Origin of the sequence: Synechococcus sp. UW140, assembly GCF_900474295.1 — a bacterium.
Lineage (GTDB): Bacteria > Cyanobacteriota > Cyanobacteriia > PCC-6307 > Cyanobiaceae > Synechococcus_C.
Genome location: NZ_UCOB01000034.1, coordinates 87,130 through 109,687, shown reverse-complemented (window position 1 = coordinate 109,687; position 22,558 = coordinate 87,130). Strand labels below are relative to the sequence as shown.

The window sequence follows — 22,558 nt, the reverse complement described above, 5'->3', positions numbered from 1 at the left end:
GCCATGAAATCGATGCCTGTGGCCCCCCGCAGCGAGCAGTGTGTGGCGAGGCTGATTGATGCCAACCTCGACCGTGCCCGCGAGGGCTTACGCGTGGTGGAGGACTGGTGCCGCTTCGGGCTGGATCGTGCCGATCTGGTGCAACCCCTCAAAGACTGGCGCCAGCAGCTGGGGCAACGCCACCGTGAGCACTACAAACAGGCCCGGTCCACCGCCGAAGACACCGCGGCGGGGATGGCTCACCCTGCCCAGCAGCAGCGACCCCAGCCAAAGCAGATTGTGGAGGCCAACTGCGCCCGGGTGCAGGAAGCGCTGAGAGTTCTTGAAGAATTTGGCCGCGACCAAGATGCGGAGCTGGCCCGCACAGCAGCCACCATTCGCTACGGCCTTTACGACCTCGAAGTCACGATCCTCCAAGCCGGCAAACGCGCCGAGCGCCGCCAACGCCTGGACCAATGCCACCTCTGCCTGATTACGGCCCCGGCAGAAGCAATGCTGGAGCGGGTGCAGGCCGCCCTCAGAGCCGGCGTCTCGCTGGTGCAGTACCGCGCAAAAGAGGGGCATGACCGCGACCGACTCGCCGAAGCCCAAGCCATTGCCGGCCTATGCCGTGAGCATGGAGCGTTGTTCATCGTCAATGACCGCATCGATCTGGCCCTGCTGGTCGATGCGGACGGTGTTCACCTTGGCCAAGACGATCTACCCACCGCAGCCGCCCGCAGCCTGATCGGCGACGGACGACTACTCGGGCGCAGCACCCACAACCTGGAGCAACTGCAGCAGGCCCAGCAGGAGGATTGCGATTACCTCGGAGTGGGGCCGATCTACGCCACCGACACCAAACCGGACAGCACCGCCCAGGGGCTCCATTGGGCAGTACAGGCCAGTGAGCAGGCAAGCCTGCCCTGGTTCGCCATTGGTGGCATCCATGCAGATCGCATCCCGGAGCTGCGGCAAGCGGGCGTTCGCAGGGTTGCGGTGGTGGGCGCGATCATGGCCGCTGACGACCCTCAGACCTCCAGCCAAGTGCTTCTGGCCGCGCTGGCCTGATCCACATCCTTCGCTCAGCACAGCTCCGATGGCAACACTCACAATTCAGGTGAACGGCGCGGAGCGCACGGTGGAGGCAAGCCCTTCCACACTGGCTTGCGTGGTGGAGCGCCTGGGGCATCACCCCAAACTGGTGGTGGTGGAATTCAACGGACTGATCCTGACCCCGGAGCGATGGGCCGAACAGATGGTTCAGAACGGCGACAAGCTCGAAATCGTCACCATCGTGGGCGGTGGTTCCTAGAGTCGTCTCATTCGCCTCGCTGTGTTGAAGCGTTCGTCGCTCTCCATCCGCTCCAGCCAGATCAGCCGGATCCTGCGGCGAGCACTGTCGGCATTGTTGGTGCCGGTGTTGGTAGCAGTCCTGCTTGTGCTCCAACCGCAGCCCAGTCACGCAGCCCGTGGAGGGCGAATCGGAGGCGGTAGCTTCCGTGCCCCATCCATGCCAAGGAGCGGCGGTTACGGCCGCAGTTATGGCGGCGGTGGCTACGGGCGCGGCTATGGCGGCGGTGGGATCGGCTTGCCCTTCTTGATCCCCATCGGCTTCGGTGGCATGGGCGGCCTGCTTGGCCTGTTCGCGATCATGGCGATTGCTGGCGTGGTGATGAACGCGTTCCGCGGCAACAGCGGCGGTGCAGCGATGGGTGGGTATGAGCGTCCGGAGTCCTTAAGCAGTGGGCCCGTCACCCTGGTGCAACTCCAGATCGGACTGCTAGCCAATGCCAAGGCACTGCAGCAAGATCTCCGCCAACTGGCCGCAAGCGCCGACACCAGCTCTTCCAGTGGGCTCCAGCGTGTTCTCCAAGAAACCACTCTGGCTCTACTGCGTCAGCCTGATCTATGGGTTTACGCCGCCGTTGATAACGGCAGCGTTCCTTTCAATGCTGCGGAATCGACCTTCAACCACCTGTCGATGACCGAGCGCAGCAAGTTGCGCGAAGAACTCACGTCCAATGTGGGTGGTCGAAGAAACAGTGATAGCGGCGATATTCAAGCCGTTGGTGATGCTGATGCCACGAATGAATACATCGCCGTCACCGTGCTGGTGGCCAGCCGCCGTCCGGTAAAGACCAAACGAATCGACACCAGTGAAGGGCTACGCGAGTCTCTACGCATCCTCGGCTCCACCTCCTCCACCGACCTGATGGCCCTTGAGGTGATCTGGCAACCGGATGGTGCTGGTGACGTGCTCAGCGCCGAAGAGCTGGTCACTGTGTATCCCAATCTCCAGCACCTCTAAACGGCCGCACTCCCCAAAATCCATTTGGAGGTCTGGTTCTGCGATCAGGCCACGCCTGGCAAGGCAAGCACCCGTGACTGACAAGCCTGAATTCTTCTGATCAAGTACAGATTTCAGCGCTTTCAATACGGTGCAAACTCTCTAAGGTCCAATGATTGTCAATTGCTCCTGACCTTGGCTCCCGCCTCCTGCCTCGACCCCCGCTCCATGCAATGGCAGGCGAATGGTGAGCTCGATCGAAACGAGTTGTTTGATCTCGTTCGTCTCCTTGGCGACATCGAAGGCCCTGAGCTCAGAAGTGAACTCCATCGGCTAAGCAGCCAAGTCGAATCAACGGATTGATTCAAGGCTTGCCCCATTGCGCCAGCTTCTGAGCTGCTTCATCCTTCGCCCAACCTGCATCGGGTCATGGCTCGGCGTTCCCCTCAGTGGATTAATTCGTCTGTGCTGATGGAAGCACTGATGCGATATCAGGAAGGCCGTTTGCCTCTCTCGATGAAACTTTGGGTCGAACAGTTGCTCGATCTCAACAGCGACGAGGCATCAACGGCGGCGCTTCTGCCAAGCCCCCATCCCATCTTCAACGACTGAGCCCTGTGCCGCCGTTGGACTGAAGAATGCGCAGGGCCGCCATCGCCGCTCCATAACCGTTGTCGATGTTGACCACAGTTAACCCCGGTGCACAGCTCGCGAGCATGCCCTCCAGGGCTGTGCGCCCGCCTGCACTAACTCCATAGCCAACGGACACCGGCACACCGATCACCGGCTGGGGCACCAAACCGGCCAGCACCGTGGGCAAGGCTCCTTCCATCCCCGCGCAGGCAATCAAAACCTGGCAAGGTTTCAGTCGTGGCAACTGCTCCAGCAGACGATGAAGCCCAGCCACCCCCACATCAAGCATCAAGCCGCATGCAACACCGTGGCACTGCAGAGCCAACTGCGCTTCTGACGCAACCGTGAGATCACTCGTGCCTGCACCAAGCACCATGACCTCTCCCAGCTCTGAACGCCGAACAGGCAACATCCCGAAGCTGAGACAGCGGGCAGACGCGTGCCAATGAAGCACTGCTGCTTCTGATTGGGCCGCAAGCAAGGTTCGCACCGTGCTTGCCTTTTCCTCACTCACACGGGTGACCAGAGCGAACTGATCCCGCTCTGCCACCTGGTTCAGGATCGCAGCAATCTGGTCAGCGCTTTTGTGTTCACCCCATATCGCCTCATGCAAGCCGATACGAGCGGGTCGTCCCCAGTCGAAGCGGACGTCATCGCGCTGCTGCTGATCGGAGGCTGGAGAGTCGCTCACTGTGGCAACAACTCACCTTCAAAGACGAGAGGGAAGGGATTACCACTGGCAAGACCAGTGCCCTCCCGGGCCAGTCGCTCAAACTGATCCTGAACCTTGTTCACATCGCCCTGGGGAATGGCCTTCCACTGCGCCCTGCTCTCCCAGCGAATCAGCAGGGTTCCTTCCTCAGTCGTGGCATCCCAGAGCAGATCACGGCCGAGAAAGCCATCCTGCTGTGCCAACCAAGGCTCCCAGCTGCCCTGCTCCGCCTCCAGCCAGATGGCTCGTGCTTCGACGGGCACTTTGATGCGCAGATGCTCCACAACTGCAGCATCAGAGGGGGCAGAAAGATGGGGAACCATAGCGGCAGAGGCGAACGAGGCAGGCACCCACCACATCAGAGCGGCCGCAAGCCAGCAGACGATACGCAGCAGCAAGGTCATGCGGTTTGCAGTAGGGCAACAGCCTGACAAGAAATGCCCTCCTCCCGCCCTTCGGGTCCAAGCTTTTCGTTGGTCGTTGCTTTCACACCCACCCGTTCGGGCTCAATGCCAATGCAGCTGGCGATCGCATGGCGCATCGCTTCGATATGAGGCTTCAACTTGGGGCGCTCAGCAATCAGCACCGAATCCACATTCACCACCTGCCAGCCCTGATCACGCACCAGCGCTACCACCTGGTTCAGTAACACCAGGCTGTCGGCTCCCTTCCACTGAGGGTCCTCGGGGGGGAAGTACTTACCGATGTCTCCAAGCGAGAGAGCACCGAGCAAGGCATCCATGATCGCGTGAACCAGAACATCGGCATCACTGTGGCCATCAAGCCCCAGGCCAGCCGGATGATCAAGCCGCTGACCCCCAAGGATCAGGGGTCGACCAGGCACAAGCCTGTGGATGTCATAACCATTGCCGATGCGCAGCTGCATGAATGCCTGGCCCAACCCTTGGCATTCTCAACGACCAGCCCAGCAGCTGCAGCCGACTACTGCTGTTTCTCCTGCCACCTTCGATGAAGATCCGGGCGTCGTTCCCTTGTGCGCTGCTCACGCTGAGCCTGGCGCCAGGCATCGATAGCGGCATGATCACCACTGCGCAAGACATCCGGAACCGTCATCCCACGGAACTCCGCCGGCCGGGTGTAGTGGGGATGCTCCAGCAACAGATCACTGTGACTCTCATCCACCAAGGACGCTGCGGTTCCCACCGTGCCGGGCAACAGGCGCACAACCCCATTAATGATGGTCATCGCCGGCAATTCGCCACCGGTGAGCACAAAATCCCCTAACGACACCTCCTCATCAGCCAATCGGCGAATGCGCTCATCAAAGCCTTCGTAGTGGCCGCAGAGAAGCACCAACTGATCAAGGTGTTCTGCCCAGCGCTGAAGATCAGCCTGCTTCAGGGGCTGACCCTGGGGGCTCATCATCAGCACACGCCGCCGCGGCAGAACGGGCAGTGCCTCAAAGGCCGCATAGACAGGCTCCGGTTTCAGCACCATGCCAGCCCCACCGCCATAGGGGATGTCATCGACCTTGTGATGGCGATCGGTGGTGTGATCGCGAGGATTGTGCAGATGCAGCTCAGCGATGCCGGCAGCGAAGGCGCGACCGATCACACCGAGCTCAAGCAGAGGAGCGAAGGCCTGGGGGGCCAGGCTGAGCACATCCAAACGAAAGGGCGCCATCAGGCCTTAGCGAGCGGGAGAGGAGACCCGACGGATCTCGGAGCAGAAGCTCGCCTGCTGAGGTGTCCCCGACCGATCCACCAGCGTGGTCGTACGCAGGCGCAGATTGGCCTTGATGAACCAAACGCGCTCAAGCACCTCGGCGTCATCATCTGCAGGAAAACGAAGCTCGAGGCAACCATCCTTCCGCAATTGCCAGCCCCCCGACTGGATGGCCTGGGCCGCACCACCCGCACGCTGAACTACACCATCAGCACTGAAAACGAGGCGACTGAGCGGCTTGCCCTCGCCGTCGCTCACCGTCAAGGCAGCGCAACCGGTCGGATCGTCGTCAGAGCGGATCTCGACCTCACCGCGCTCACTTTGATGCCACTCTTCCGACCCATCGAGGGCAAAGATGCTTCGCAGGCTCATCCAGCGACCGACACAGAGCTGCGAAAAAGCTTGCAGGGTTTCGGGCGGGAAGGGGAGGTCGGCCACCGGAGACACAGCCGTAGGGGCAGGGGCATCAGTCATCTGGCGATTCTCTCAGCCCTGCCTCACAACCTGGCGACACTGCACCGACCAAAGCAGCAATAACCACAACGAAATTCACCGCTGATCGGAACGAAAAGCGCGAGCAAACCGGCTTCCGCACTGGCCTCGTGACGGATCTCCACCGAACCTGACCAACCTCCATAGGACCTGGAAGCGGGTGTGCCGATGCCCTGAGAGGGGCGACAGCCTCAGTAACAGGAATCACCAGGCTTCAATTTGGCGGCTGCTTCCGGGAACGTTCGTTTCCAGATCCGACAGTTTTCTTCTTCGGTGAACTCGGATCGATCAGGGACCGGTGCAGGCTTGATCTCTGGCGCAGGGACAGGCGGCGTTGTCACCACAGGAGGATCATTGATGGGCTCAGCCGGAGCAGTCCCTGGCAGAACCGGATTCACTCCACCTTCAACCGGAGGCAGCGGCGTCTCGTCCAGGCTGATCGGCGGCGACGCAAAGCGCCCCAGCAGCGACACTCCGGCGATATAGCCCACAACGCCAAAGGCGACGGCCACCAAGACGTAGAAATTGCGGCTGGCCGGCAAGGTCTTCTCAAGCCAGGGGGGGAGCTGCTGAAGCCGATGACGGAGCCTTGCGCGTTTCATCACCCTTCCCCACTGATGGCAACGTAACGCCGGCAGGGCAGTGAAGAGACCACACGCTCAGCCGAAGCGATGGAACAGAGCAGTTCAACAGACTGGTAACGACTGATTTCCCTGCCTGTGTCACCAACCCCTCCCAACAGCTTGGATCAGGCCCTCACGGTGCTGCTGCGCGCCATGGTGAACCCCGCCATGGCGCAGGCCACCAAGTCCATGGAGGGCGACCCCAGGGCACGCATCGCCCATTGCATCGACCAGACGCGAATTGAAGCCTCCGAAGGCGCCTCGCTGGTGGCAGCCTGTGCACCCCATGGCCGCGCCATGCTCACCCAGGCACAACAAACGCTCGAACGACTGGAAAGCCTGCAACTGCTGGCCAATCAAACAACACGTGAGCAAGATCACAGCGATGACTGATGGTCGTCAATTCACGCGGCTACCGGCAGCGAGATGGTGAGGACATCGAACCAGTTCACCCCCATGAAACTCCTTGCTCTCACCCTGGCCGCAGTCCTTCCAGCAGCCATCGTCGCTCCAGCCCAGGCCCAGCACTACGGCATGCATCCTGACTACGGCATGCATCCGGATTACGGCATGCATCCTGACTACGGCATGGATCCTGGCTTCGCGCCGCACCCCGACTACGGAACCGACATGACCGTCGGCAACATCATCGACTCCGTGTTGGGCCCAATCGCCGGCTACCCCGAGATCAGGCCTGGTTATCCCAATGTGAGCCAGCGCCGCTGCCGCGCCTTACATGCCCGTGGTCAGTTCGCAGCCATCAATGGTGCCCGGTTCCAGATCAGCCATGCCTACTCACCGAAGGTCACCAAGACCTGGGTGGACGGCAGTCACTGTCGCTCTGCTGCGGTTGGTTATGTGGGGCAATGGCACACCATTCAGGCGGGCTGGTCTCCCGTGAGCACGCGCTTTGATCTTCGCCACGGCAACCTCGTCGAAACCCGCAACGGTCGCAAGTTGATCTATAGCCCCGTCTACCGGATGTGGTGAGTCGCAAATAGCCGATTCGCGAGCCTCCCATTTTCATGGGGGGCTTGGCTTGTCAGAGGTGCTCTTCGCTGTAGCCAAGTTCGTTTAAGCGGGCTGGGCTTGTTCGCCAATTCGGCACCACCTTCACGAACAATTCCAGGTACACGGAACCATCAATCAGGGTCTGCATCTGAAGACGTGCGCCCTGTCCAATGGTCTTGAGCATGGCGCCACCCTTGCCGATCAAGATCCCTTTCTGGCTTTTTCGCTCCACCAGCACCGTTGCCAGCACAGCGGTGCGGGGCTTGCTGCCCTTGCCTTTTGTCGGCATGTCTTCGACGCGTTCGATCTGCACCGCCACGCTGTGAGGCACTTCCTCCCTGGTGTGAGCCAGCACCTGTTCGCGAATCAGCTCCCCCATCAGGAGGCGCTCGGGTTGATCGCTCACCATGTCGGGGGGGTAGAGCTGCGGCCCTTCAGGCATCCGGGCACTGATCGCGGCGACGAGATCAGGACAGCCTTCGCCACTAAGAGCACTGCAATGCAGCAGAGGCCAGTCAGTTTCGGCCAACAGCTCGCGATACGCGGCATCGGCCTGCGGCCGTTGATCCACTGGGACCTTGTCCCATTTGTTGAGTACCACCTGCACAGGCAAGCGCTGCTGCTGCAGCAGATTGACGATAAAAGCATCGCCGCGGCCTGGCTTCTCACAGCCCTCCAGCAACAACAACACCTGGTCCACTTCGCCAATGGCTGCCCGGGCGCTCTGCACCAAACGCTCTCCCAGAAGGTGGTGGGGTTTATGGATGCCGGGGGTATCCACCAGGATCAATTGGGCCTCCGCAGTTGTGAGGATGGCCCGTAAGCGGTTGCGGGTGGTCTGGGCCACTGGCGAGGTGATCGCCACCTTGTCTCCCACCAGCTGATTCACCAGGGTGGACTTGCCCACATTGGGGCGGCCGATCAGGGCCACAAAGCCGGAACGGAACACTCCTTGCTCTTTGGGTCCCGTGTGATCCATCAAACGCCTAGTTCGCCTGTCCTCCAGCCTCTCAGCTCATCAGCCCATAGGCTGAGGCCATGGTTGGATCCCACAGATGAGCAGGCTTGAGCCCAGTTTCCAGCAGGCGATGGAGATCGCCGCCGGATGGCTGAAGCAATGGGATGACGAGGAAATCAGCGACGAGGTGATCGCCGACAGGGTGGGCGAACTGGTCGCCAGCCGTGACGGAGCGCGCGGTTTTTTCGTGGTGAGCCTGGCCGGTGACAGCGCCCTGATGGACCGCCTGCCGGAAGCCCTGCTGCTCAAACTGCGTGAAGCCGGTGACGGCGTGGTTGACCTCACGGCCCGAAACCTGGCCATGAGTGCGGCCATGGTCCATCACCATCAGGGCAATGGTGATGGCGAACAGGCTGCTGGATCGGACCGCGTGAACCGCCGCTGCATTGAACTTCTGCGCCAACTCGAATCCGCTCGCGTCAAAGTGCGTCTCGACACCCTGCTCGATGCCGCCGCCCACAACCGTGGTGAGGATGTCGGTTTTCTGGAGCGCTGGGGCTACGACGATGCCCAGAAGGCCGCCATCCATGCCGCGATTAACGCCGTTGCGGAGTAAGCCAAAAACCAGCGTCGAGGGGATCAGTTGCCAAAGCGCAGTAGGCCTGAATACAACAAAGCCCCGGCTTACGCCAGGGCCAGGGCTGCTCAAGCAACCAGCTCAGAGATCACACTCAGTCGCGACGTCCACCACCCTGCAGAGCAATGATCAGACGCAACACAAAGACGAACAGGTTGATGTAAGTCAGATACATCCCCAGGGCACCTGAGAGGTACTGATCATCGCGGTACATCCGAGGCATCGTGTAGAAGTCGACGAAAGCCATGCCCACGAACAGCACCGTGCCAAAGCCGGCGATCGCGAGATTGGTGATTTCATAGAGGCCAGGAATAAAGAAGCCGGCAATAAAGATGCCAACCATCGCGATCACAAGGCCAAACAAGCCGAGGCTGACCACCGAGGTGAGCGCCTGACCAACGCTGTCGCTCATGCGACGTCCAAACACGGATGCCACCACAAAGGTGAGGCCGGTGGCCAACGCTGCGATGCCAATCGATGCGGCGCCTGCCACATAGATCGCCTGAACGACAAGCCCAGTGAGCGTGAAGCCAGTGAGAAGACTAAAGGTGGCCATCAATGGCAACGCGGTGCCGTTGTTGGCCTTCTTCGCTGCGTTCTGGGCGACGAAAAAGAGGATGAACCACGGAATGATCGCGACCATCGAAAGGCCGTTGAAGGCCTGGTAACCAATCGAGGCCATGGTGGCCATGCCACCGAGCACACCTCCGGCGGTCAGCACCATGCCACCACCCACGTAGGGCAAGGCTTTATTGACAACGTTGGGGCCAACCAGAGCGCTCGATTGAGCCTCGCGAATGGCCTCCTGGAAATTACTGCTGGCTGGCATGGATCTCCTGATCACTGTCAATACTTTGCCAGTCCTGACAAGGTTTTGGGCAGAAAACAGGTTCGGATCTCCCCATCAATTCCTGTTGCAGTGCATTAGCGCCGCGGCCTCTGTCCGCCGGATCCAGCCGGCCCACCGTTGGCTTTGTCCCGCCGGGCATAGGCCTCCACAACCCGTTGCACCATGGGATGGCGAACCACATCGGCTGCGGTGAGCTTGCAAACGGCGACCCCCTCAACCCCCTCAAGCACCTGAGCCGCTTCGACCAAGCCACTGAGCTGCCCCTGAGGCAAATCAACCTGGGTGATGTCTCCAGTCACCACCATGCGAGAGCGCTCCCCAAGCCGGGTGAGCACCATGCGCATCTGCGCCGGCGTGGTGTTCTGAGCTTCATCGAGAATCACAAACGCTTCCGACAGAGTGCGGCCACGCATGTAGGCCAAGGGGGCCACTTCGATCACACCTTTTTCAAGCAAGGCGCTGGTTTTTTCGGGTCCCAACAGGGCATGCAAGGCGTCATAGAGCGGTCGCAGGTAAGGATCCACCTTCTGCTGCAGATCGCCCGGCAGAAAACCGAGCCGTTCTCCCGCCTCCACCGCCGGACGGGTGAGAATCAATCGCTCCACCTTGCGTTCGGTGAGCATGCGCACGGCCAGCACCGTGGCCAAAAAGGTTTTGCCGGTTCCAGCCGGACCAAGGGCCAACGTGAGGTCGTGGCGCTCCATCGCCTCGACGTAGTTTTTCTGCCGCAAGGTCCGCGGCCTGAGCAGATTGCCCCGCTGGCTACGGGCCAACACCTGCTGACCCATTGCCTCATGATCCTGATGCCGACCGGTGTCGAGCGACTGAAGCGCCGCTTGCAAATCAACCGATGACACGCTCTCCCCCTCCTGCCAGAAGGGGCGCAGCAGCTCGACAACACCAGCAGCCCTCTCCAATTGGCTGGGTCTGCCACGGATCTCAAGCTGAAGACCCCGCATCACCAGGGAAACACCGGTGAGTGCTTCGAGTTGACGCAGAGTCTGTTCGGATGCTCCGGAGAGGGCGAGAGCCGCTTCCGGAGTTGGGAGATCAAAGAGGAAACGGCCGGCAGTCGTGGCCTCGACCATGACCTCAATCAGGCTTCAGCGCCAGCCTCGGAGGCCCCTTCATCGGAAGACTCAGCAGCAGCTTCAGCGGCGGCGGCAGCCTTGGCCTCAGCAGCCTCTTTCGCGGCTTGCTTGGCAGCAGCCTCACGAGCCGCGTTCTGCTTGGCCTTTCCGACAATCTCAGCAGGGCGCACACTCTTCTCGAGCAAACCGCCCTTTTCGAGCAAGGAACGGACAGCGTCGGTTGGCTGAGCTCCCTGGCTCAACCTCGAGCGCAGACCTTCGGCATCAAGACGGGTCTCTTTGGTGCGCGGGTTGTAATAACCGAGTTCCTCAAGGGGGCGACCGTCACGACGAGACGTGCTGTTGCAGGCCACGAGGCGGAAGCTCGCTTCCCGCTTCTTACCGAACCGCTTCAGGCGGAGCTTGATCATCGTGGCGCTACTTGTTGGTGGAACTCGGCACGGATTGAAAACCGCGTGCCAAACAGTAACCATACCTTGCGGGGTGTCACAGGTCTCCAAACCCCTTTTTCTTCTTGACCGGGCGTTGTCGGCGGGGAGGACCGCCACCACGCGTGGGGCGACCACCACCGCCCATACCCGGCATTCCCATGCCTGGCATCCCTGGCATGCCACCACCCATCCCCGGCATTCCCATGCCTGGCATCCCTGGCATGCCACCACCCATCCCCGGCATGCCGCCACCGCGCGTCATCTGCTGCATAAACCCGCGCATCTTCTGGAAGTCAGCCAGCACCTTGTCCACATCCGCAGGCTGGTAACCACAACCAGAGGCAATCCGTCGTCGCCGCGACGGCTGAGCCGCCAAAAGCTCGGGCTGCGTGCGCTCGGCGGCCGTCATCGAACCGATCATCGCCTCGATCTTCTTCAACTGCTGCTCCCCCTGTTTGAGCATGCCGTCATCGAGCTTGTTCATGCCCGGGATCATCTTCATCAATCCCCCGAGCGATCCCATCCGCTTGATCAGACGCATCTGCTTCAAGAAGTCGGAGAAGTCAAACGACGCCTCCTGCAGCTTCTTCTGCATCTGCTCAACATCGGCGAGTTCGACCTCCTTCTGGGCCTTCTCCACCAAGGTGAGCACGTCCCCCATGCCGAGGATTCGGCTCGCCATCCGCTCCGGATGGAAGGGCTGAAGTGCCTCAACCTTTTCGCCGGTGCCGATGAACTTGATCGGCTGACCACTGACCTTCCGAATCGAAAGAGCAGCACCACCGCGTGAATCACCATCGAGCTTGGTGAGCACCGCCCCGGTGATTCCGACCTGTTCGTGGAATGCACGGGTGAGTTCGGCCGCCTCCTGGCCGATCATCGAATCCACCACCAGCAGCACCTCATCGGGCTGCACTGCGGTGCGGATCCGCACCATCTCCTCCATCATCGACGTGTCGATCTGAAGGCGACCAGCGGTATCGACCAGCAAGGTGTCGAAACCCTCTTCTTTGGCCTTGGCCAAACCGGCAGAAGCGATGTCCTCCGGTTTGGCCTCAGCACCAAGACTGAACACCTCAACACCGATCTGCTCGCCAAGAGTCCTGAGCTGCTCGATCGCGGCAGGGCGATACACGTCTGCACCCACCATCAGAGCCTTGCGACCCTGATCTTTGAGATGAAGGCCCAGCTTGGCTGTGGCCGTGGTTTTACCGGCACCCTGCAAACCAGCCATGAGCACGACTGTGGGTGCCTGAGCAGCCTTGGCCAGAGGGGCGTTGTCGCCACCCATCACCTCGACCAACTGTTCGTGCACCACCTGAATGAACTTCTGATCGGGGCTGACGCCACGAACCACATCGGCCCCGACCGCCTTGTCGCGCACCTCAGCCACAAAATCCTTCACCACCGGCAGACTGACGTCGGCCTCGAGCAGGGCCCGACGCACCTCCTTGAGGGCCCCCTCCACATTGGTGTCTGAGATCTTGTCCTGACCCCTCAGCCCCTTAACCGCATCTTCAAAGCGGGCTGACAGCTCATCGAACATGGAAGCGATCCGCAAACGGTGATGTGTTGATGGTAAAAGCCACCTTTCACACCGCTTGCTTCAGCCACTGCTCTGGTTGAAGATCAGCTGCCGAAATAGGCATGCAGGCGCCATTGCTGGCCATCACGGCCAAGGATGTAAGTAATCGGCAAGGATCTGGCTGGCGTGCGTTCCATCACCTGGCCGCTGGCATCGAGGCGCTCATCGCTGTAGGCCACCTTCGCCTTGATCTCAATGCGATTGGCATTGCTACTCACCACCTCCACGGAGGTGATCGTGGCTGCCACTTTCTGGTTCGCGCCGATCGCAGCATCCCGTTGGCGTTGCGACTGCACCTGAGCCAGAAGCCCATCCCGGGCCACATCCGCCAATCGAGCATCCGCCAAGGAGCCCCCGGCCAGCACCTGGGCCTTGCGATCCAACCAGGCTTGCAACAAACCCTCTAACTGGGCGGTGGTGGGCTGATCATCCCTAAGGGCATAACCCTGAGCAGGCTTCAACAGTGCTGGCGGAGCACTCGACGCGATTGGCGCGGTCTGGCTGGCCCTGTTTCGGCTGAGATCCGCCTGATTGAGATCCGTCTGAGAGGACTGGGTCTGAGGCTGAGTTTGGGAAAGGTCTTGGGAGCTGCCTGCTTGATCGGCACTGGGACTGGATTCCTGCCGGAGACCAACCACACTGAAAGCAGCCACAACAGCCACCACACCAGCAAACACCGCTGAACCGATCACCACTGGACGACTGGGAGGATTGAGAGGAGGCAGAGGGAGTGCTGGGCGAGGCAGCGTCAGCTTCGGTATCGACCACTGCGGACGGGACAGGCCGGCCAAGCGATCGCGCCAACCCGTCGAAGCCTCTTTCGTCGGGCTGCTGTGATCAGCCTCCTCAGCCAAAGCGGATGAGGCTTCACCGATAGGCAGAGGCATCAAGCCATCCGGATCGAGAGGGAAAGCAGGGAAGGGGTCTTGCTCCTGGCCCGATGAAGGGGAGGACTCCGTCACACGACTGAGCTGACGACCTTCAATCCGTTCCAGACGTTCAACAAACGCCTGTACATCACGATCCGCAAACCAGGCCTCCAGATCCACCGCTTCGGCGTCCACGTCTCGAAAACCCGGCAGCACATCCCGTCGCAACCAGGCCCTGCAGTAGTCGCAAAGAGCGGCGAGATCATCTCCAGGATGTTTCAGCAACCACTGCTGCAAATCGCTATCTGAAGACGCGAGCACTTGGGTCTGGGCACGATCCACATCACCGAGAAGGAGGTCAAGGCAACCCTGCAGCGGCCGCATGTCCAGACCGTCCAGTTTCAAGCACTGCAGACGCTGACGCGCTTCCTCCAGCCGCTCCGGCTTACGCCGTGAGAACCCAGCTGCGCTGAGGGCCATCACCTCCAGGAAGGCTGCATCGCTGGAGCCCCCCCGCTGCCAGCGCTGATAGAGATCCAACTGTTCCTGAACAGTGAGGAAGCGGCGGATCTGCTGAAAGAACAGCTCAAATTCACCTTGGCTAAGGCTGTGACTGTCGTTGGTGAGTGTTGAGCCTTCAAGCCCACCCCGCTCATTCACCAATTCATCCAGGAGTTGCAAACCCTGCTGACGCGACACCTCCTCAGCCAAATCGCGGCTGAGGAGATCAAGAATCCGATAAGGCGTGAGCTGGAGCAGATCCTGCTCGATCTCCTGACGCTGATCCGGGAGCTTGCCCACCCGTTGGAGCAGCTGCAGGCCATCGGTGAGCAGGCCCGCTGCCGATTCATAACGACGACTTTCCTGATCCTGTCGGGAAGCATCGCGACAAGCTAGAGCGGCCAGCAAGGCGAGATCAGCCTCACGGTTGCTGCCAAGGGCCGGAGCTTGAGGGGGCTGTAGAGCCTGGCGTGCGAGTTGAAAGGCTTCATGCGGTGAACTGGCTTCCCAAAGCAGCATCAGGCCAGCAACTTCTCGGGAGGAAGACAGCTCCAGACCGGCGATTTCGCCGGGATGCTCCCGACCCAGGTCAAGCAGTGCCGCTTCATACTCCGCTCGCCGTTCAGGGTCTGTGAGCAGATCCGACGAGAGGCGCAGCAGCTCCGACCGCTGCTGCAATGCCTCCTGGGTAAATCCCTGGGATGGGGGCCGATCGATACGCAACTGGAGAGTGCGCAACATCGTTTCGGCCTCGGCAGAGGGGCTGACGCCGAGAAGGCGGAAATGATCAATCGGCAGTTCCACCTTTTCTGAGCCCTTTCCATTGGCAGCAGACTGTAGGCAGAACAAGGGTTTTTGCCCATTGATCATCCGCTGACCCTTACAGTCAGACGTCAATGAGTGGCGTGTCATGGGCCAGGACATCGCGATGGAGACCGAGCGGACTGCAGTTGGCACAGGCCTAACTGGTGCCCATGCCGAGCGTCTCTCCGGTCTGGTCACGGCAAGCCGCGCCCAAGTCGACCGCGACACCGGTCTGGCCCTCTATCGCGATATGACCCTGGGTCGGCGCTTTGAAGACAAGTGCGCCGAGATGTACTACCGGGGCAAAATGTTTGGCTTCGTGCATCTCTATAACGGCCAGGAAGCGGTCAGCACCGGTGTCATTGGTGCGATGAAGCGACAGCACGACTGGTTCTGCAGCACCTATCGCGACCACGTGCATGCCCTCAGCGCCGGAGTCCCCGCCCGCGAGGTCATGAGCGAACTCTTTGGCAAGGAAACCGGCTGCAGCAAGGGCCGAGGCGGCTCCATGCACTTGTTCTCAAAAGAGCATCACTTGCTTGGTGGCTACGCCTTCATCGGCGAAGGCATCCCAGTCGCCCTCGGTGCTGCCTTCACCAGCCGATACAAGCGTGAGGCCCTGGGTGAAGCCGATAGCGACTCCGTAACCGCCGCTTTTTTTGGTGACGGAACCTGCAACATTGGTCAGTTTTATGAATGCCTGAACATGGCGCAGCTCTGGAAGCTGCCGATCATCTTCGTGGTGGAAAACAACAAGTGGGCGATCGGGATGGACCACAACCGTGCCACCAGTGATCCTGAGATTTGGCGCAAGGCAGCGTCCTTCGGCATGGCCGGAGAGGAAGTGGATGGCATGGACGTGCTGGCGGTTCGCGCCGCGGCTGAACGAGCTGTTGCCCGAGCCCGAGCAGGCGAAGGCCCCACCCTGCTCGAGTGCCTCACCTACCGCTTCCGTGGCCACTCCCTGGCCGATCCTGATGAGCTTCGGGCCGAAGAGGAGAAACAGTTCTGGGCCCAGCGAGACCCGCTCAAGGCCCTTGAGCGCGATCTCGTCTCAGCCGGCCTGGTCAGCAGCGAGGACCTGCGGGCCATCGAGAAAGAAATCGACGCAGAGGTGCAGGATTGCGTTGATTTTGCGCTCAGCGCTCCTGAACCGGATAGCTCCGAGCTCACTCGCTACATCTGGGCCGAAGACTGAAATCCTCTTGGGATCAAAACCACTACAGATCAGGGCTGAAGAAGCCCTGATCTGAACAAGGATCTAATCGGAAATTTCAGAACTGTGGAGGAACCCTGCGGGTGAGGTTGCGCAATTTGCGCAGAGCCTTCAGCTCAACCTGGCGCACCCTTTCGCGTGACACTTCCAGCAGGCGACCGATCTCAGCCAAAGTGTGCCGCTCATTGCCATTCAGACCAAAGCGAAGGTTGAGCACATGCTGCTCTTGGTCACTGAGATGGCTGAGCCAACGACCGAGCTGCTCGTGATGAATGCTCTGCTCCACTTTGGCCAGAGGCTCATCACAGGAGCTGTCTGCGATCAGATCACCAAGGAAGCTGCGCCCTTCCTCTCCGTTCACAGGAGCATCGAGGCTGCTGGTGGTCAACGCCTGACGAAGAAGGGAATCCAACTCGTCCAAAGGCATATCCATGGCCTCAGCAATTTCGATGCGCGAAGGCATGGCACCAAGCTTGTGTGCCAAATCGAGACTCACCTTGCGGATGGTGGTTAAACGCTCGCTCAGGTGAACAGGAAGACGGATCGTTCGCGACTGGCAGGCAATGGCACGGGTCATGCTCTGGCGAATCCACCAGAAGGCATACGTCGAAAACTTGTAACCACGGGTGGGGTCAAACTTCTCAACCGCTCGCTCCAAGCCAAGGGAACCCTCCTGAATCAGATCAAGAAGTTCCAAACCTTTGCCTTGATATTTCTTGGCAACACTCACCACAAGACGAAGGTTGGCCTTCATCATGCGCTGCTTGGCTCGGCGCCCAACCCGGATCATGCGCCGGTCATGGGAGCTGAACTGATCACTATCGACGGCGATGGAACCGTCTTCAGTGAGCGTCATCATCTGCTGAACTTGATTGCCAAGTTCAATCTCTTCAGCTGGTGTAAGCAGTGGGATACGACCGATCGTGGCGAGATACCAACTGATCGGATCACTACTTCGGCGGCGCTGGGTTTCAGCAAGACCGGCTGCCAGAGAGGCCATGTTGTTCTCCGACTTTGTATTCGATGCGAAGACTTTCCTATGGAAATCCAAAGAGGCGTTGTGTTTTCAGCAACCCTTCAGATTCATGAGGTGAAATCGACACAAAAGTCGCGACATGCTTGTTACAAAAACAAGTTCTGCAAGTGATTGCAGGGCTTCTCAGCCGGTCGCCGAATTGTGATGCAAAACCATTGCCGAGAGCTGGCTGGCCACAGCCCCGGCCGTGCTGGCCTGATCGCAGGAGCGTGCCGCTTCGCCATGGAGCAGCGCCGCTGCTGCAAGCATCTCGTCCAAGCTCTGGTGCGTGGTCTGATCAGAGATGGCCTGCGCACCCCAGCCAGCGGTGAATCCAGCCAGAACGTCGCCCAGGCCAGTCCTTGCGGCCCTGGGGTTCCCGCTGATCAGCTGGTGCACGCTCCCTTGCGGTGACGCCAGAAGGGTGTGCGCTCCTTTCAGCAGCACTGTGGCTCCGGAGCATGCAGCAGCAGCACGAGCGGCCTCCAGAGGCTGATCGAGACTGATCTTGGGGAACAGACGTGCGAACTCGCCGGCATGAGGCGTGATCAACGTTGGACCTAGGCGCCCTTTGAGCCACTGCCAACCACAGGGCGAGGCCGCCATCTGATTCAGACCATCAGCATCCAGCACCAACAAGCCTGGGAATGTCTTTAATGACCCTGCCTGCTGCGCCCAGTCACCACCATTCCCCCCCAGCCCAGGCCCAAGCAGCAGGGCATCGAGCCGCTGAAGATCGTGTCCGGCAAGCCAGCCTCCCCAGTCGAGACCGCATTGATCCGTAGCCGGCAATGCTGCGGCCAGCACAACCTCCGGTATCAGCTGCCAGATCTCTGCCGCAACCGATTGCGGCAGCGCGGCCTGCACGCTGCCGACTCCACTCGCCAGAACTCCCTGAAGCGCCAACAAAGCAGCGCCGCGATAGCACTCGCTACCCGCCACCACCAACACCCGACCACGCTCATATTTCATCGCTGACCGGGGCGGATGGGGCCGAGGCAACGTCTGCAGATCGTCCTCCCCAATCATCAAGACCGGACGATTGGCGAAACGGTTGGCGAAAGGCGGGAACAGTCGACGTGGCACCCCTGCCTCAATCCGATGCAGACGTCCGACATAGGCAAGCGCACAGTCCTGCACCAAACCCCGCTTGATCAGGCCCACCGTGAGCGTGGCGCTTGCCACCGCCGCTCCACCATCGAAAGGGCGACCGCTGTCACCATCCAGTCCCGCCGGCAGATCGAGGCTGACCAATCGTCCAGGTTGTTTTCTTTGACGTTGCTGCAGCAACGTGGCCAGACCCAAAGGCAGGGGGCGGGTCTGCCCCAGGCCGAACAACGCTTCGATCCAGAGGGAGGGGTCGTCTGGATCTGGCTCACCTTCAAGTTCAGGCACACCCAACCAGCGAACATGCTGAGCGTGCTGTTGTGTGAGTGGCTGACGCAGGGGTAAAGGGCAGACAATCCGCACAGCAATCCCCACCTGTGCGAGCTCCCGGGCCACCACCAAGCCATCGCCACCGTTATGGCCTGGACCGACCAGCACCAGCACACCCTGCTCCAGCAGGCCAGGCTGTTGCAGACACCAGGCCGCCATCGCCAGACCGACCTTCTCCATCAGAGCGGGAACCGGCAGACCACTGGCCAGCCACTCCTGTTCCAGCGCCACCATTTCAGCCGTACTCACCAGACAGTGATCGGCATCAATCGGGGGCCAGGACACAGAGGGACAGCCGGGATCTCACTATGGAGAGATCCAGCGGTGCCGCCAATGCCGCCCGAACCCGTCATGTCGATCCGCCAGGCCGAGTCACACACCACGGCCACTGAAGCAGGCGCAAAGGCTCTGGAGCGCCTGCGGCAATGGCCTGGAGAGCATCGCGTGGCCGTTGGACTCTCCGGCGGGGTCGACAGCTCTCTCACTGCCGCCTTGCTGGTGGAAGCCGGCTGGGAAGTCGAAGGACTGACCCTCTGGCTGATGAGTGGCAAAGGCGCCTGCTGCGCTGAAGGGCTCGTGGATGCCGCCGGCATTTGCGAACAGCTGGGTGTTCCCCACCACGTCGTTGATTTCAGAGAGCATTTCAAGGAACAGATTGTTCAGTTCCTGGTGGACGGCTATGCCGAAGGGCTGACGCCGCTGCCCTGTTCCCGCTGCAATCGAGAGGTCAAATTCGGCCCGATGATCTCCTGGGCCGAGGAGAACCGGTCAATCGGGCGAATCGCTACAGGCCATTACGCCCGCGTCCGTCCTGCAGACCAGAGTGACAACGGCCGTCATCAGCTGCTGCGAGGACTGGATCACCGCAAAGACCAGAGTTACTTCCTCTATGACCTGCCGCAGGAAGCCCTGGGCAAGTTGGTCTTTCCGCTTGGCGAACTGACCAAACCCGACACAAGACTGGAAGCGGAACGCTTCGGCTTGCGGACGGCACAGAAACCGGAAAGCCAGGACCTTTGCCTCGCTGACCATCACGGCTCGATGCGTGCCTTCCTCGACACCTATCTGCCTGCACGGGAGGGGGAGATCGTGCTCCTCAATGGCACGGTGGTCGGGAAGCACGACGGCATCGAACATTTCACCATCGGTCAACGCAAGGGGCTGGGGGTGGCCTGGAGCGAGCCGCTGCATGTCGTCCGACTGGAAGCAGCGATGAACCGCGTGGTTGTGGCCACGCGAGAGGAAGCCGGAACCGACAACTGTGTGGTCGGTGCCTTGAACTGGGTCTCCATCGCACAACCGGCCCTCGGCACACGTCAGCGGGTGGAGGTGCAAGTGCGCTATCGCAGTGAGCCTGTAAGCGCTTGGCTGGAGGTAATCAGTCCCACCAGCGACGATGCCGCCGCTGGACGCCCCCACCGCTGCCAGCTGAGCTTCGATCAGTCCCAGTTCTCAATCACACCTGGCCAGGCGGCGGTGTTTTACGACGGGGAGCGGGTCCTTGGCGGCGGCCTGATCCAACGAACCGCTCCCTGATACGGGCCAACGCCACCACCGCAACAACAAGCTGTAAGGGCCGTTCACCCCAGAACACATAGGGCGTCATGCCGATCAGGGGCTCAAGCTTGGTGATCGCAAGCCCAGGCTGCATCGGCTGGAGCAACTGCTCCACATTCGCCGTGGCCGACACCGCAGCCGTTGGGCCAGTGTTGGCGACACTCAGCAACGGACGGTTGGTTTCGATGCTGCGCAGCTGGGCCAGCGCCAGGAACTGCCGCTGCAGCAGCAAGGGGTAGGGGTCGAGATTGGCAATGGCCAACAACCACTCGGCTCCATGACCCACCGCTCTGGCTATCGCCGCCCCATCACTGAGCTCGTAGCAAATCGCCACTGCGGCCGGAGGGCCATCCCAGCGCCATAGGCGGTCTGGAACTCCCGGCGACACGCCGCCAACTGCAGACAGGCCTCCGGCGCTTCCGAGCCAGGTCGGGATCCACTCGCCGAGGGGTACAAGCCGGTGCTTGTCAAGCGCCGCCGATGGTTGCTGCGCCCCTCGTTCCACCAGCAGAAGGGCACTGCGCTGCTGGCCTTGCGTCCAGCGGAAGCCACCGCTGAGCAACGGCAATGGTGCGGGCTCCAGCAATCCTCGCTCCAGTGGCAGGGTTCCCTCCGGTGCCACGAGCCAGTCAGCTCCCTGCAGAGCTGCAGCCTGCAAAGCCCCCTGGAGACGGGCCGGCAAGAGCCGCTGTTGTTCAGAGCTGAATTTCTCGCGGGTGGGCAGCGATGGCTGCCAAAGCCCAACCCGAGCAAGGGAGGGTGAATCAGCAGGGATCGCACCGGAACCAACGCTGTGCAGAAGCCACCAACCGCAGCCATGGGCCAGCAGCAAGGCCATCAGACCAGCGACCAACCAGCGGCGCCAAAGAAGTGGACGCCTAGCCACCAGCTGCCACAACCACCAACCCGCCAGCAACTGACAAGCAGCCAGCCCACCACTGCCCAGCCAGCGAGCCAAACCCGCGAGGAGGGGATCACCAGGCAAAAGACTCGATCCGAGGCCGATCCAGAACAGCGGGCCCGATGCCAACAACACCTCGACCAGTCCCCAGAGAGAGGCCATCAGCAAAGCTGTGCTCCAGCGGCTACGCCGACACCATCGCGCCAGTAACGCCCAACTCGCGACCAAACCCGCTGCGGCTAAGCCACAGAAGCTCCAGATGGCTACAACCACCGGCAAGCTCAGAGCAGCCGGTACACCGATCCACGTGAGTGGATGCAAGGCCAGCAGCCAGCGATGGCTGACCAAGACCGCAACACAGCCCCAAAGCCCGGCAGCCGGTGGGAAGCGAGCAATCGACCAAAGCAGTGCCAAGGCCGGCAGCATCAGCAAAGGCCCTGAGGGGCACCACCCTGGGGCGCTCAGAGCAAGCCCAGCCAGAGCACCACCGGCTAAGCCCTGAAGCCAGGCCAGGGATCGGTCATTGTCCAAAAAACAGATTCACCACTCAGGGTTGGTCAACCTTGACGGGTGAAGACCCAAAACACCAGTTCACGCGCTCGTGATGGTTGGCGGTTTGATAAGCACCATCCCAGTCGTCAGGGGCATAAATGCAGAACAACTGACTGGTGGTCAGGAGAGCGGAGGGGATTTGACAAACGGCGATCACCGCAGCAGCAACAGCAACGGTGAGGCCCATTCCTCTGGTCATGAAACGCAAGTGTCATTGCCACCCCATGGTTGGGGGAGTGACCAAGCTGGTCATCCATGCAGCCAATTTCGTCACAAACGCCTGGCTCGGCGCGCAAACGAACACCCGGCCATGGCCAGGCGCCGCCCACCAGGCCATCCTGAAACCAAAAGTGTTTTGCCTGCCGCCATGGAGAGCGCTAACCCACTGCAGCAGTTGCTTCTGCGGGGCCTTGGCACCACCACCCTTGTGGCCGACCGCTTGCGCTACGTCACCCAGGAATGGGTGAGCAGCGGTCGCCTCGATTCCAGCCATGCCTCGGCCCTAGTGGACGACGTGCTCAAGGCCCTGCGAGGCGACACGCCCGAGCTGGAGCAACAGATGGGGAGGAACCTGGAACGCAACCGCGACAATCTGCTTCAGGATCTTGGACTGGCCAGTCAGCGAGAACTGGATGAATTGCGCGGCCGCATCGACCGACTGGAGCAACAGTTGCGCCAACGAGAACGGCAGGACTGAACCTGCCAGAATTGCTCCGTTTCCAACTGCT

Annotated in this window: 27 protein-coding genes; 10 read left to right on the top strand and 17 right to left on the bottom strand. The window is 60.9% G+C overall.

The genetic code is table 11. The annotated features are described in order from the left end of the window. The first annotated feature begins 3 nt into the window (after window positions 1-3). The 3 genes from DXY10_RS14105 to DXY10_RS14095 are packed head-to-tail and all read left to right on the top strand — an operon-like array spanning window position 4 to window position 2,290. Complete coding sequence (locus tag DXY10_RS14105) at window positions 4-1,050, top strand: thiamine phosphate synthase (protein WP_115020071.1); 1,047 nt, start codon at window positions 4-6, stop codon at window positions 1,048-1,050. A gap of 28 nt (window positions 1,051-1,078) precedes the next feature. After that, on the top strand, window positions 1,079-1,294 hold the full coding sequence (gene thiS / locus DXY10_RS14100; RefSeq protein WP_115020070.1) for a sulfur carrier protein ThiS: 216 nt from the start codon (window positions 1,079-1,081) through the stop codon (window positions 1,292-1,294). 24 nt (window positions 1,295-1,318) lie between these two features. Further along, entirely contained in the window at window positions 1,319-2,290 is a 972-nt protein-coding gene (locus tag DXY10_RS14095) for a DUF1517 domain-containing protein (protein WP_115020093.1), read from the top strand. Between the two features lie 141 nt (window positions 2,291-2,431). Here DXY10_RS14095 and DXY10_RS14710 read toward each other — a convergent pair whose 3' ends face one another. Further along, a complete protein-coding gene (locus DXY10_RS14710; RefSeq protein ID WP_170955867.1) occupies window positions 2,432-2,599 on the bottom strand; it encodes a hypothetical protein in 168 nt (55 codons plus the stop codon). A 99-nt stretch (window positions 2,600-2,698) separates the two neighbouring features. On the opposite strand from DXY10_RS14710, the gene DXY10_RS14085 reads away from it, so the two are divergent. After that, entirely contained in the window at window positions 2,699-2,881 is a 183-nt protein-coding gene (locus DXY10_RS14085; protein WP_115020068.1) for a hypothetical protein, read from the top strand. On the opposite strand, the gene larB is transcribed toward DXY10_RS14085, so the two are convergent. From larB to DXY10_RS14055, 6 genes are all read right to left on the bottom strand, one after another. Continuing rightward, window positions 2,871-3,593, bottom strand: coding sequence for a nickel pincer cofactor biosynthesis protein LarB (gene larB / locus DXY10_RS14080; RefSeq protein ID WP_115020067.1), 723 nt, complete (start codon window positions 3,591-3,593; stop codon window positions 2,871-2,873). The two genes, DXY10_RS14085 and larB, sit on opposite strands and share 11 nt — an antisense overlap. Beyond that, window positions 3,590-3,937 carry a TIGR03792 family protein gene (locus DXY10_RS14075; RefSeq protein ID WP_244282461.1) on the bottom strand — a complete coding sequence of 116 codons (348 nt, stop codon included), beginning with the start codon at window positions 3,935-3,937 and terminating at the stop codon, window positions 3,590-3,592. The genes larB and DXY10_RS14075 overlap by 4 nt, the downstream gene beginning before the upstream one ends. 77 nt (window positions 3,938-4,014) lie before the next feature. Beyond that, a complete protein-coding gene (ispF, locus tag DXY10_RS14070; RefSeq protein ID WP_115020065.1) occupies window positions 4,015-4,500 on the bottom strand; it encodes a 2-C-methyl-D-erythritol 2,4-cyclodiphosphate synthase in 486 nt (161 codons plus the stop codon). Window positions 4,501-4,556: 56 nt separating this feature from the next. After that, window positions 4,557-5,258 carry a tRNA (guanosine(37)-N1)-methyltransferase TrmD gene (gene trmD, locus DXY10_RS14065; RefSeq protein WP_115020064.1) on the bottom strand — a complete coding sequence of 234 codons (702 nt, stop codon included), beginning with the start codon at window positions 5,256-5,258 and terminating at the stop codon, window positions 4,557-4,559. A gap of 6 nt (window positions 5,259-5,264) precedes the next feature. Then, window positions 5,265-5,774: a phycobiliprotein lyase gene (locus DXY10_RS14060; protein ID WP_115020063.1), complete on the bottom strand. Its 510-nt coding sequence runs from the start codon at window positions 5,772-5,774 to the stop codon at window positions 5,265-5,267. 209 nt (window positions 5,775-5,983) lie between these two features. Continuing rightward, window positions 5,984-6,394: a hypothetical protein gene (locus DXY10_RS14055; protein WP_115020062.1), complete on the bottom strand. Its 411-nt coding sequence runs from the start codon at window positions 6,392-6,394 to the stop codon at window positions 5,984-5,986. Between the two features lie 141 nt (window positions 6,395-6,535). Between DXY10_RS14055 and DXY10_RS14050 the strand changes: the two genes are divergently transcribed. Further along, entirely contained in the window at window positions 6,536-6,808 is a 273-nt protein-coding gene (locus tag DXY10_RS14050) for a hypothetical protein (RefSeq protein WP_179949424.1), read from the top strand. A gap of 63 nt (window positions 6,809-6,871) precedes the next feature. Further along, window positions 6,872-7,405, top strand: a complete 534-nt coding sequence (locus DXY10_RS14045) for a hypothetical protein (RefSeq protein ID WP_115020061.1) — start codon at window positions 6,872-6,874, stop codon at window positions 7,403-7,405. A gap of 52 nt (window positions 7,406-7,457) precedes the next feature. Here the strand turns inward: DXY10_RS14045 and era are convergent, their stop codons facing one another. Continuing rightward, complete coding sequence (gene era, locus DXY10_RS14040; protein ID WP_115020060.1) at window positions 7,458-8,405, bottom strand: GTPase Era; 948 nt, start codon at window positions 8,403-8,405, stop codon at window positions 7,458-7,460. A 76-nt stretch (window positions 8,406-8,481) separates the two neighbouring features. Here era and DXY10_RS14035 point away from each other — a divergent pair, with 76 nt between their 5' ends. Beyond that, window positions 8,482-9,000: a hypothetical protein gene (locus DXY10_RS14035; protein WP_115020059.1), complete on the top strand. Its 519-nt coding sequence runs from the start codon at window positions 8,482-8,484 to the stop codon at window positions 8,998-9,000. A gap of 115 nt (window positions 9,001-9,115) precedes the next feature. Here DXY10_RS14035 and DXY10_RS14030 read toward each other — a convergent pair whose 3' ends face one another. The 5 genes from DXY10_RS14030 to DXY10_RS14010 all read right to left on the bottom strand — a co-directional run bounded on the left by DXY10_RS14030 (window position 9,116) and on the right by DXY10_RS14010 (window position 15,218). Further along, window positions 9,116-9,850: a Bax inhibitor-1 family protein gene (locus tag DXY10_RS14030; protein ID WP_115020058.1), complete on the bottom strand. Its 735-nt coding sequence runs from the start codon at window positions 9,848-9,850 to the stop codon at window positions 9,116-9,118. A 95-nt stretch (window positions 9,851-9,945) separates the two neighbouring features. Then, window positions 9,946-10,959, bottom strand: a complete 1,014-nt coding sequence (locus tag DXY10_RS14025) for a PhoH family protein (protein WP_115020057.1) — start codon at window positions 10,957-10,959, stop codon at window positions 9,946-9,948. 8 nt (window positions 10,960-10,967) lie between these two features. After that, window positions 10,968-11,372 carry a 30S ribosomal protein S16 gene (gene rpsP / locus DXY10_RS14020; protein WP_115020056.1) on the bottom strand — a complete coding sequence of 135 codons (405 nt, stop codon included), beginning with the start codon at window positions 11,370-11,372 and terminating at the stop codon, window positions 10,968-10,970. Window positions 11,373-11,448: 76 nt separating this feature from the next. After that, window positions 11,449-12,939 (bottom strand): signal recognition particle protein, encoded by a 1,491-nt coding sequence (ffh, locus tag DXY10_RS14015; protein ID WP_115020055.1) that lies wholly within the window; start codon window positions 12,937-12,939, stop codon window positions 11,449-11,451. 83 nt (window positions 12,940-13,022) lie between these two features. Further along, window positions 13,023-15,218: an ARC6/PARC6 family protein gene (locus DXY10_RS14010; protein WP_244282450.1), complete on the bottom strand. Its 2,196-nt coding sequence runs from the start codon at window positions 15,216-15,218 to the stop codon at window positions 13,023-13,025. Window positions 15,219-15,258: 40 nt separating this feature from the next. Between DXY10_RS14010 and pdhA the strand changes: the two genes are divergently transcribed. After that, the gene (gene pdhA / locus DXY10_RS14005) at window positions 15,259-16,350 is read left to right on the top strand and encodes a pyruvate dehydrogenase (acetyl-transferring) E1 component subunit alpha (protein ID WP_115020054.1); all 1,092 of its coding nucleotides are present in this window, start codon (window positions 15,259-15,261) and stop codon (window positions 16,348-16,350) included. Window positions 16,351-16,426: 76 nt separating this feature from the next. On the opposite strand, the gene DXY10_RS14000 is transcribed toward pdhA, so the two are convergent. Next, the gene (locus DXY10_RS14000) at window positions 16,427-17,368 is read right to left on the bottom strand and encodes an RpoD/SigA family RNA polymerase sigma factor (RefSeq protein WP_115020053.1); all 942 of its coding nucleotides are present in this window, start codon (window positions 17,366-17,368) and stop codon (window positions 16,427-16,429) included. 159 nt (window positions 17,369-17,527) lie between these two features. Beyond that, the gene (locus DXY10_RS13995) at window positions 17,528-19,105 is read right to left on the bottom strand and encodes an NAD(P)H-hydrate dehydratase (RefSeq protein ID WP_115020052.1); all 1,578 of its coding nucleotides are present in this window, start codon (window positions 19,103-19,105) and stop codon (window positions 17,528-17,530) included. Window positions 19,106-19,153: 48 nt separating this feature from the next. Here DXY10_RS13995 and mnmA point away from each other — a divergent pair, with 48 nt between their 5' ends. Continuing rightward, window positions 19,154-20,356: a tRNA 2-thiouridine(34) synthase MnmA gene (gene mnmA, locus DXY10_RS13990; RefSeq protein ID WP_371411165.1), complete on the top strand. Its 1,203-nt coding sequence runs from the start codon at window positions 19,154-19,156 to the stop codon at window positions 20,354-20,356. On the opposite strand, the gene DXY10_RS13985 is transcribed toward mnmA, so the two are convergent. Both DXY10_RS13985 and DXY10_RS13980 read right to left on the bottom strand, forming a co-directional pair. Next, window positions 20,277-21,809 carry an apolipoprotein N-acyltransferase gene (locus DXY10_RS13985; RefSeq protein ID WP_115020050.1) on the bottom strand — a complete coding sequence of 511 codons (1,533 nt, stop codon included), beginning with the start codon at window positions 21,807-21,809 and terminating at the stop codon, window positions 20,277-20,279. The genes mnmA and DXY10_RS13985 overlap by 80 nt on opposite strands. 16 nt (window positions 21,810-21,825) lie before the next feature. Then, window positions 21,826-22,029, bottom strand: a complete 204-nt coding sequence (locus tag DXY10_RS13980) for a hypothetical protein (RefSeq protein ID WP_136989239.1) — start codon at window positions 22,027-22,029, stop codon at window positions 21,826-21,828. A gap of 168 nt (window positions 22,030-22,197) precedes the next feature. Between DXY10_RS13980 and DXY10_RS13975 the strand changes: the two genes are divergently transcribed. Next, window positions 22,198-22,527, top strand: a complete 330-nt coding sequence (locus DXY10_RS13975) for a phasin family protein (protein ID WP_115020091.1) — start codon at window positions 22,198-22,200, stop codon at window positions 22,525-22,527. Window positions 22,528-22,558: the final 31 nt, after the last annotated feature.

Excerpts from the sequence above, each read along its gene's own strand:
- thiS (WP_115020070.1), top strand. The coding sequence starts at position 1,079 with ATGGCAACACTCACAATTCAGGTGAACGGCGCGGAGCGCACGGTGGAG.
- DXY10_RS14025 (WP_115020057.1), bottom strand. The coding sequence starts at position 10,959 with ATGGTCGAGGCCACGACTGCCGGCCGTTTCCTCTTTGATCTCCCAACT.
- DXY10_RS14000 (WP_115020053.1), bottom strand. The coding sequence starts at position 17,368 with ATGGCCTCTCTGGCAGCCGGTCTTGCTGAAACCCAGCGCCGCCGAAGT.
- DXY10_RS14060 (WP_115020063.1), bottom strand. The coding sequence starts at position 5,774 with ATGACTGATGCCCCTGCCCCTACGGCTGTGTCTCCGGTGGCCGACCTC.
- mnmA (WP_371411165.1), top strand. The coding sequence starts at position 19,154 with ATGCCGCCCGAACCCGTCATGTCGATCCGCCAGGCCGAGTCACACACC.
- DXY10_RS14075 (WP_244282461.1), bottom strand. The coding sequence starts at position 3,937 with ATGGTTCCCCATCTTTCTGCCCCCTCTGATGCTGCAGTTGTGGAGCAT.
- pdhA (WP_115020054.1), top strand. The coding sequence starts at position 15,259 with ATGGGCCAGGACATCGCGATGGAGACCGAGCGGACTGCAGTTGGCACA.
- DXY10_RS14035 (WP_115020059.1), top strand. The coding sequence starts at position 8,482 with ATGAGCAGGCTTGAGCCCAGTTTCCAGCAGGCGATGGAGATCGCCGCC.
- DXY10_RS13975 (WP_115020091.1), top strand. The coding sequence starts at position 22,198 with ATGGAGAGCGCTAACCCACTGCAGCAGTTGCTTCTGCGGGGCCTTGGC.
- DXY10_RS14030 (WP_115020058.1), bottom strand. The coding sequence starts at position 9,850 with ATGCCAGCCAGCAGTAATTTCCAGGAGGCCATTCGCGAGGCTCAATCG.
- trmD (WP_115020064.1), bottom strand. The coding sequence starts at position 5,258 with ATGGCGCCCTTTCGTTTGGATGTGCTCAGCCTGGCCCCCCAGGCCTTC.
- DXY10_RS14085 (WP_115020068.1), top strand. The coding sequence starts at position 2,699 with ATGGCTCGGCGTTCCCCTCAGTGGATTAATTCGTCTGTGCTGATGGAA.
- ffh (WP_115020055.1), bottom strand. The coding sequence starts at position 12,939 with ATGTTCGATGAGCTGTCAGCCCGCTTTGAAGATGCGGTTAAGGGGCTG.
- ispF (WP_115020065.1), bottom strand. The coding sequence starts at position 4,500 with ATGCAGCTGCGCATCGGCAATGGTTATGACATCCACAGGCTTGTGCCT.
- rpsP (WP_115020056.1), bottom strand. The coding sequence starts at position 11,372 with ATGATCAAGCTCCGCCTGAAGCGGTTCGGTAAGAAGCGGGAAGCGAGC.
- DXY10_RS14105 (WP_115020071.1), top strand. The coding sequence starts at position 4 with ATGAAATCGATGCCTGTGGCCCCCCGCAGCGAGCAGTGTGTGGCGAGG.
- DXY10_RS14055 (WP_115020062.1), bottom strand. The coding sequence starts at position 6,394 with ATGAAACGCGCAAGGCTCCGTCATCGGCTTCAGCAGCTCCCCCCCTGG.
- era (WP_115020060.1), bottom strand. The coding sequence starts at position 8,405 with ATGGATCACACGGGACCCAAAGAGCAAGGAGTGTTCCGTTCCGGCTTT.
- DXY10_RS14710 (WP_170955867.1), bottom strand. The coding sequence starts at position 2,599 with ATGGAGTTCACTTCTGAGCTCAGGGCCTTCGATGTCGCCAAGGAGACG.
- DXY10_RS13980 (WP_136989239.1), bottom strand. The coding sequence starts at position 22,029 with ATGACCAGAGGAATGGGCCTCACCGTTGCTGTTGCTGCTGCGGTGATC.
- DXY10_RS14010 (WP_244282450.1), bottom strand. The coding sequence starts at position 15,218 with ATGATCAATGGGCAAAAACCCTTGTTCTGCCTACAGTCTGCTGCCAAT.
- DXY10_RS14045 (WP_115020061.1), top strand. The coding sequence starts at position 6,872 with ATGAAACTCCTTGCTCTCACCCTGGCCGCAGTCCTTCCAGCAGCCATC.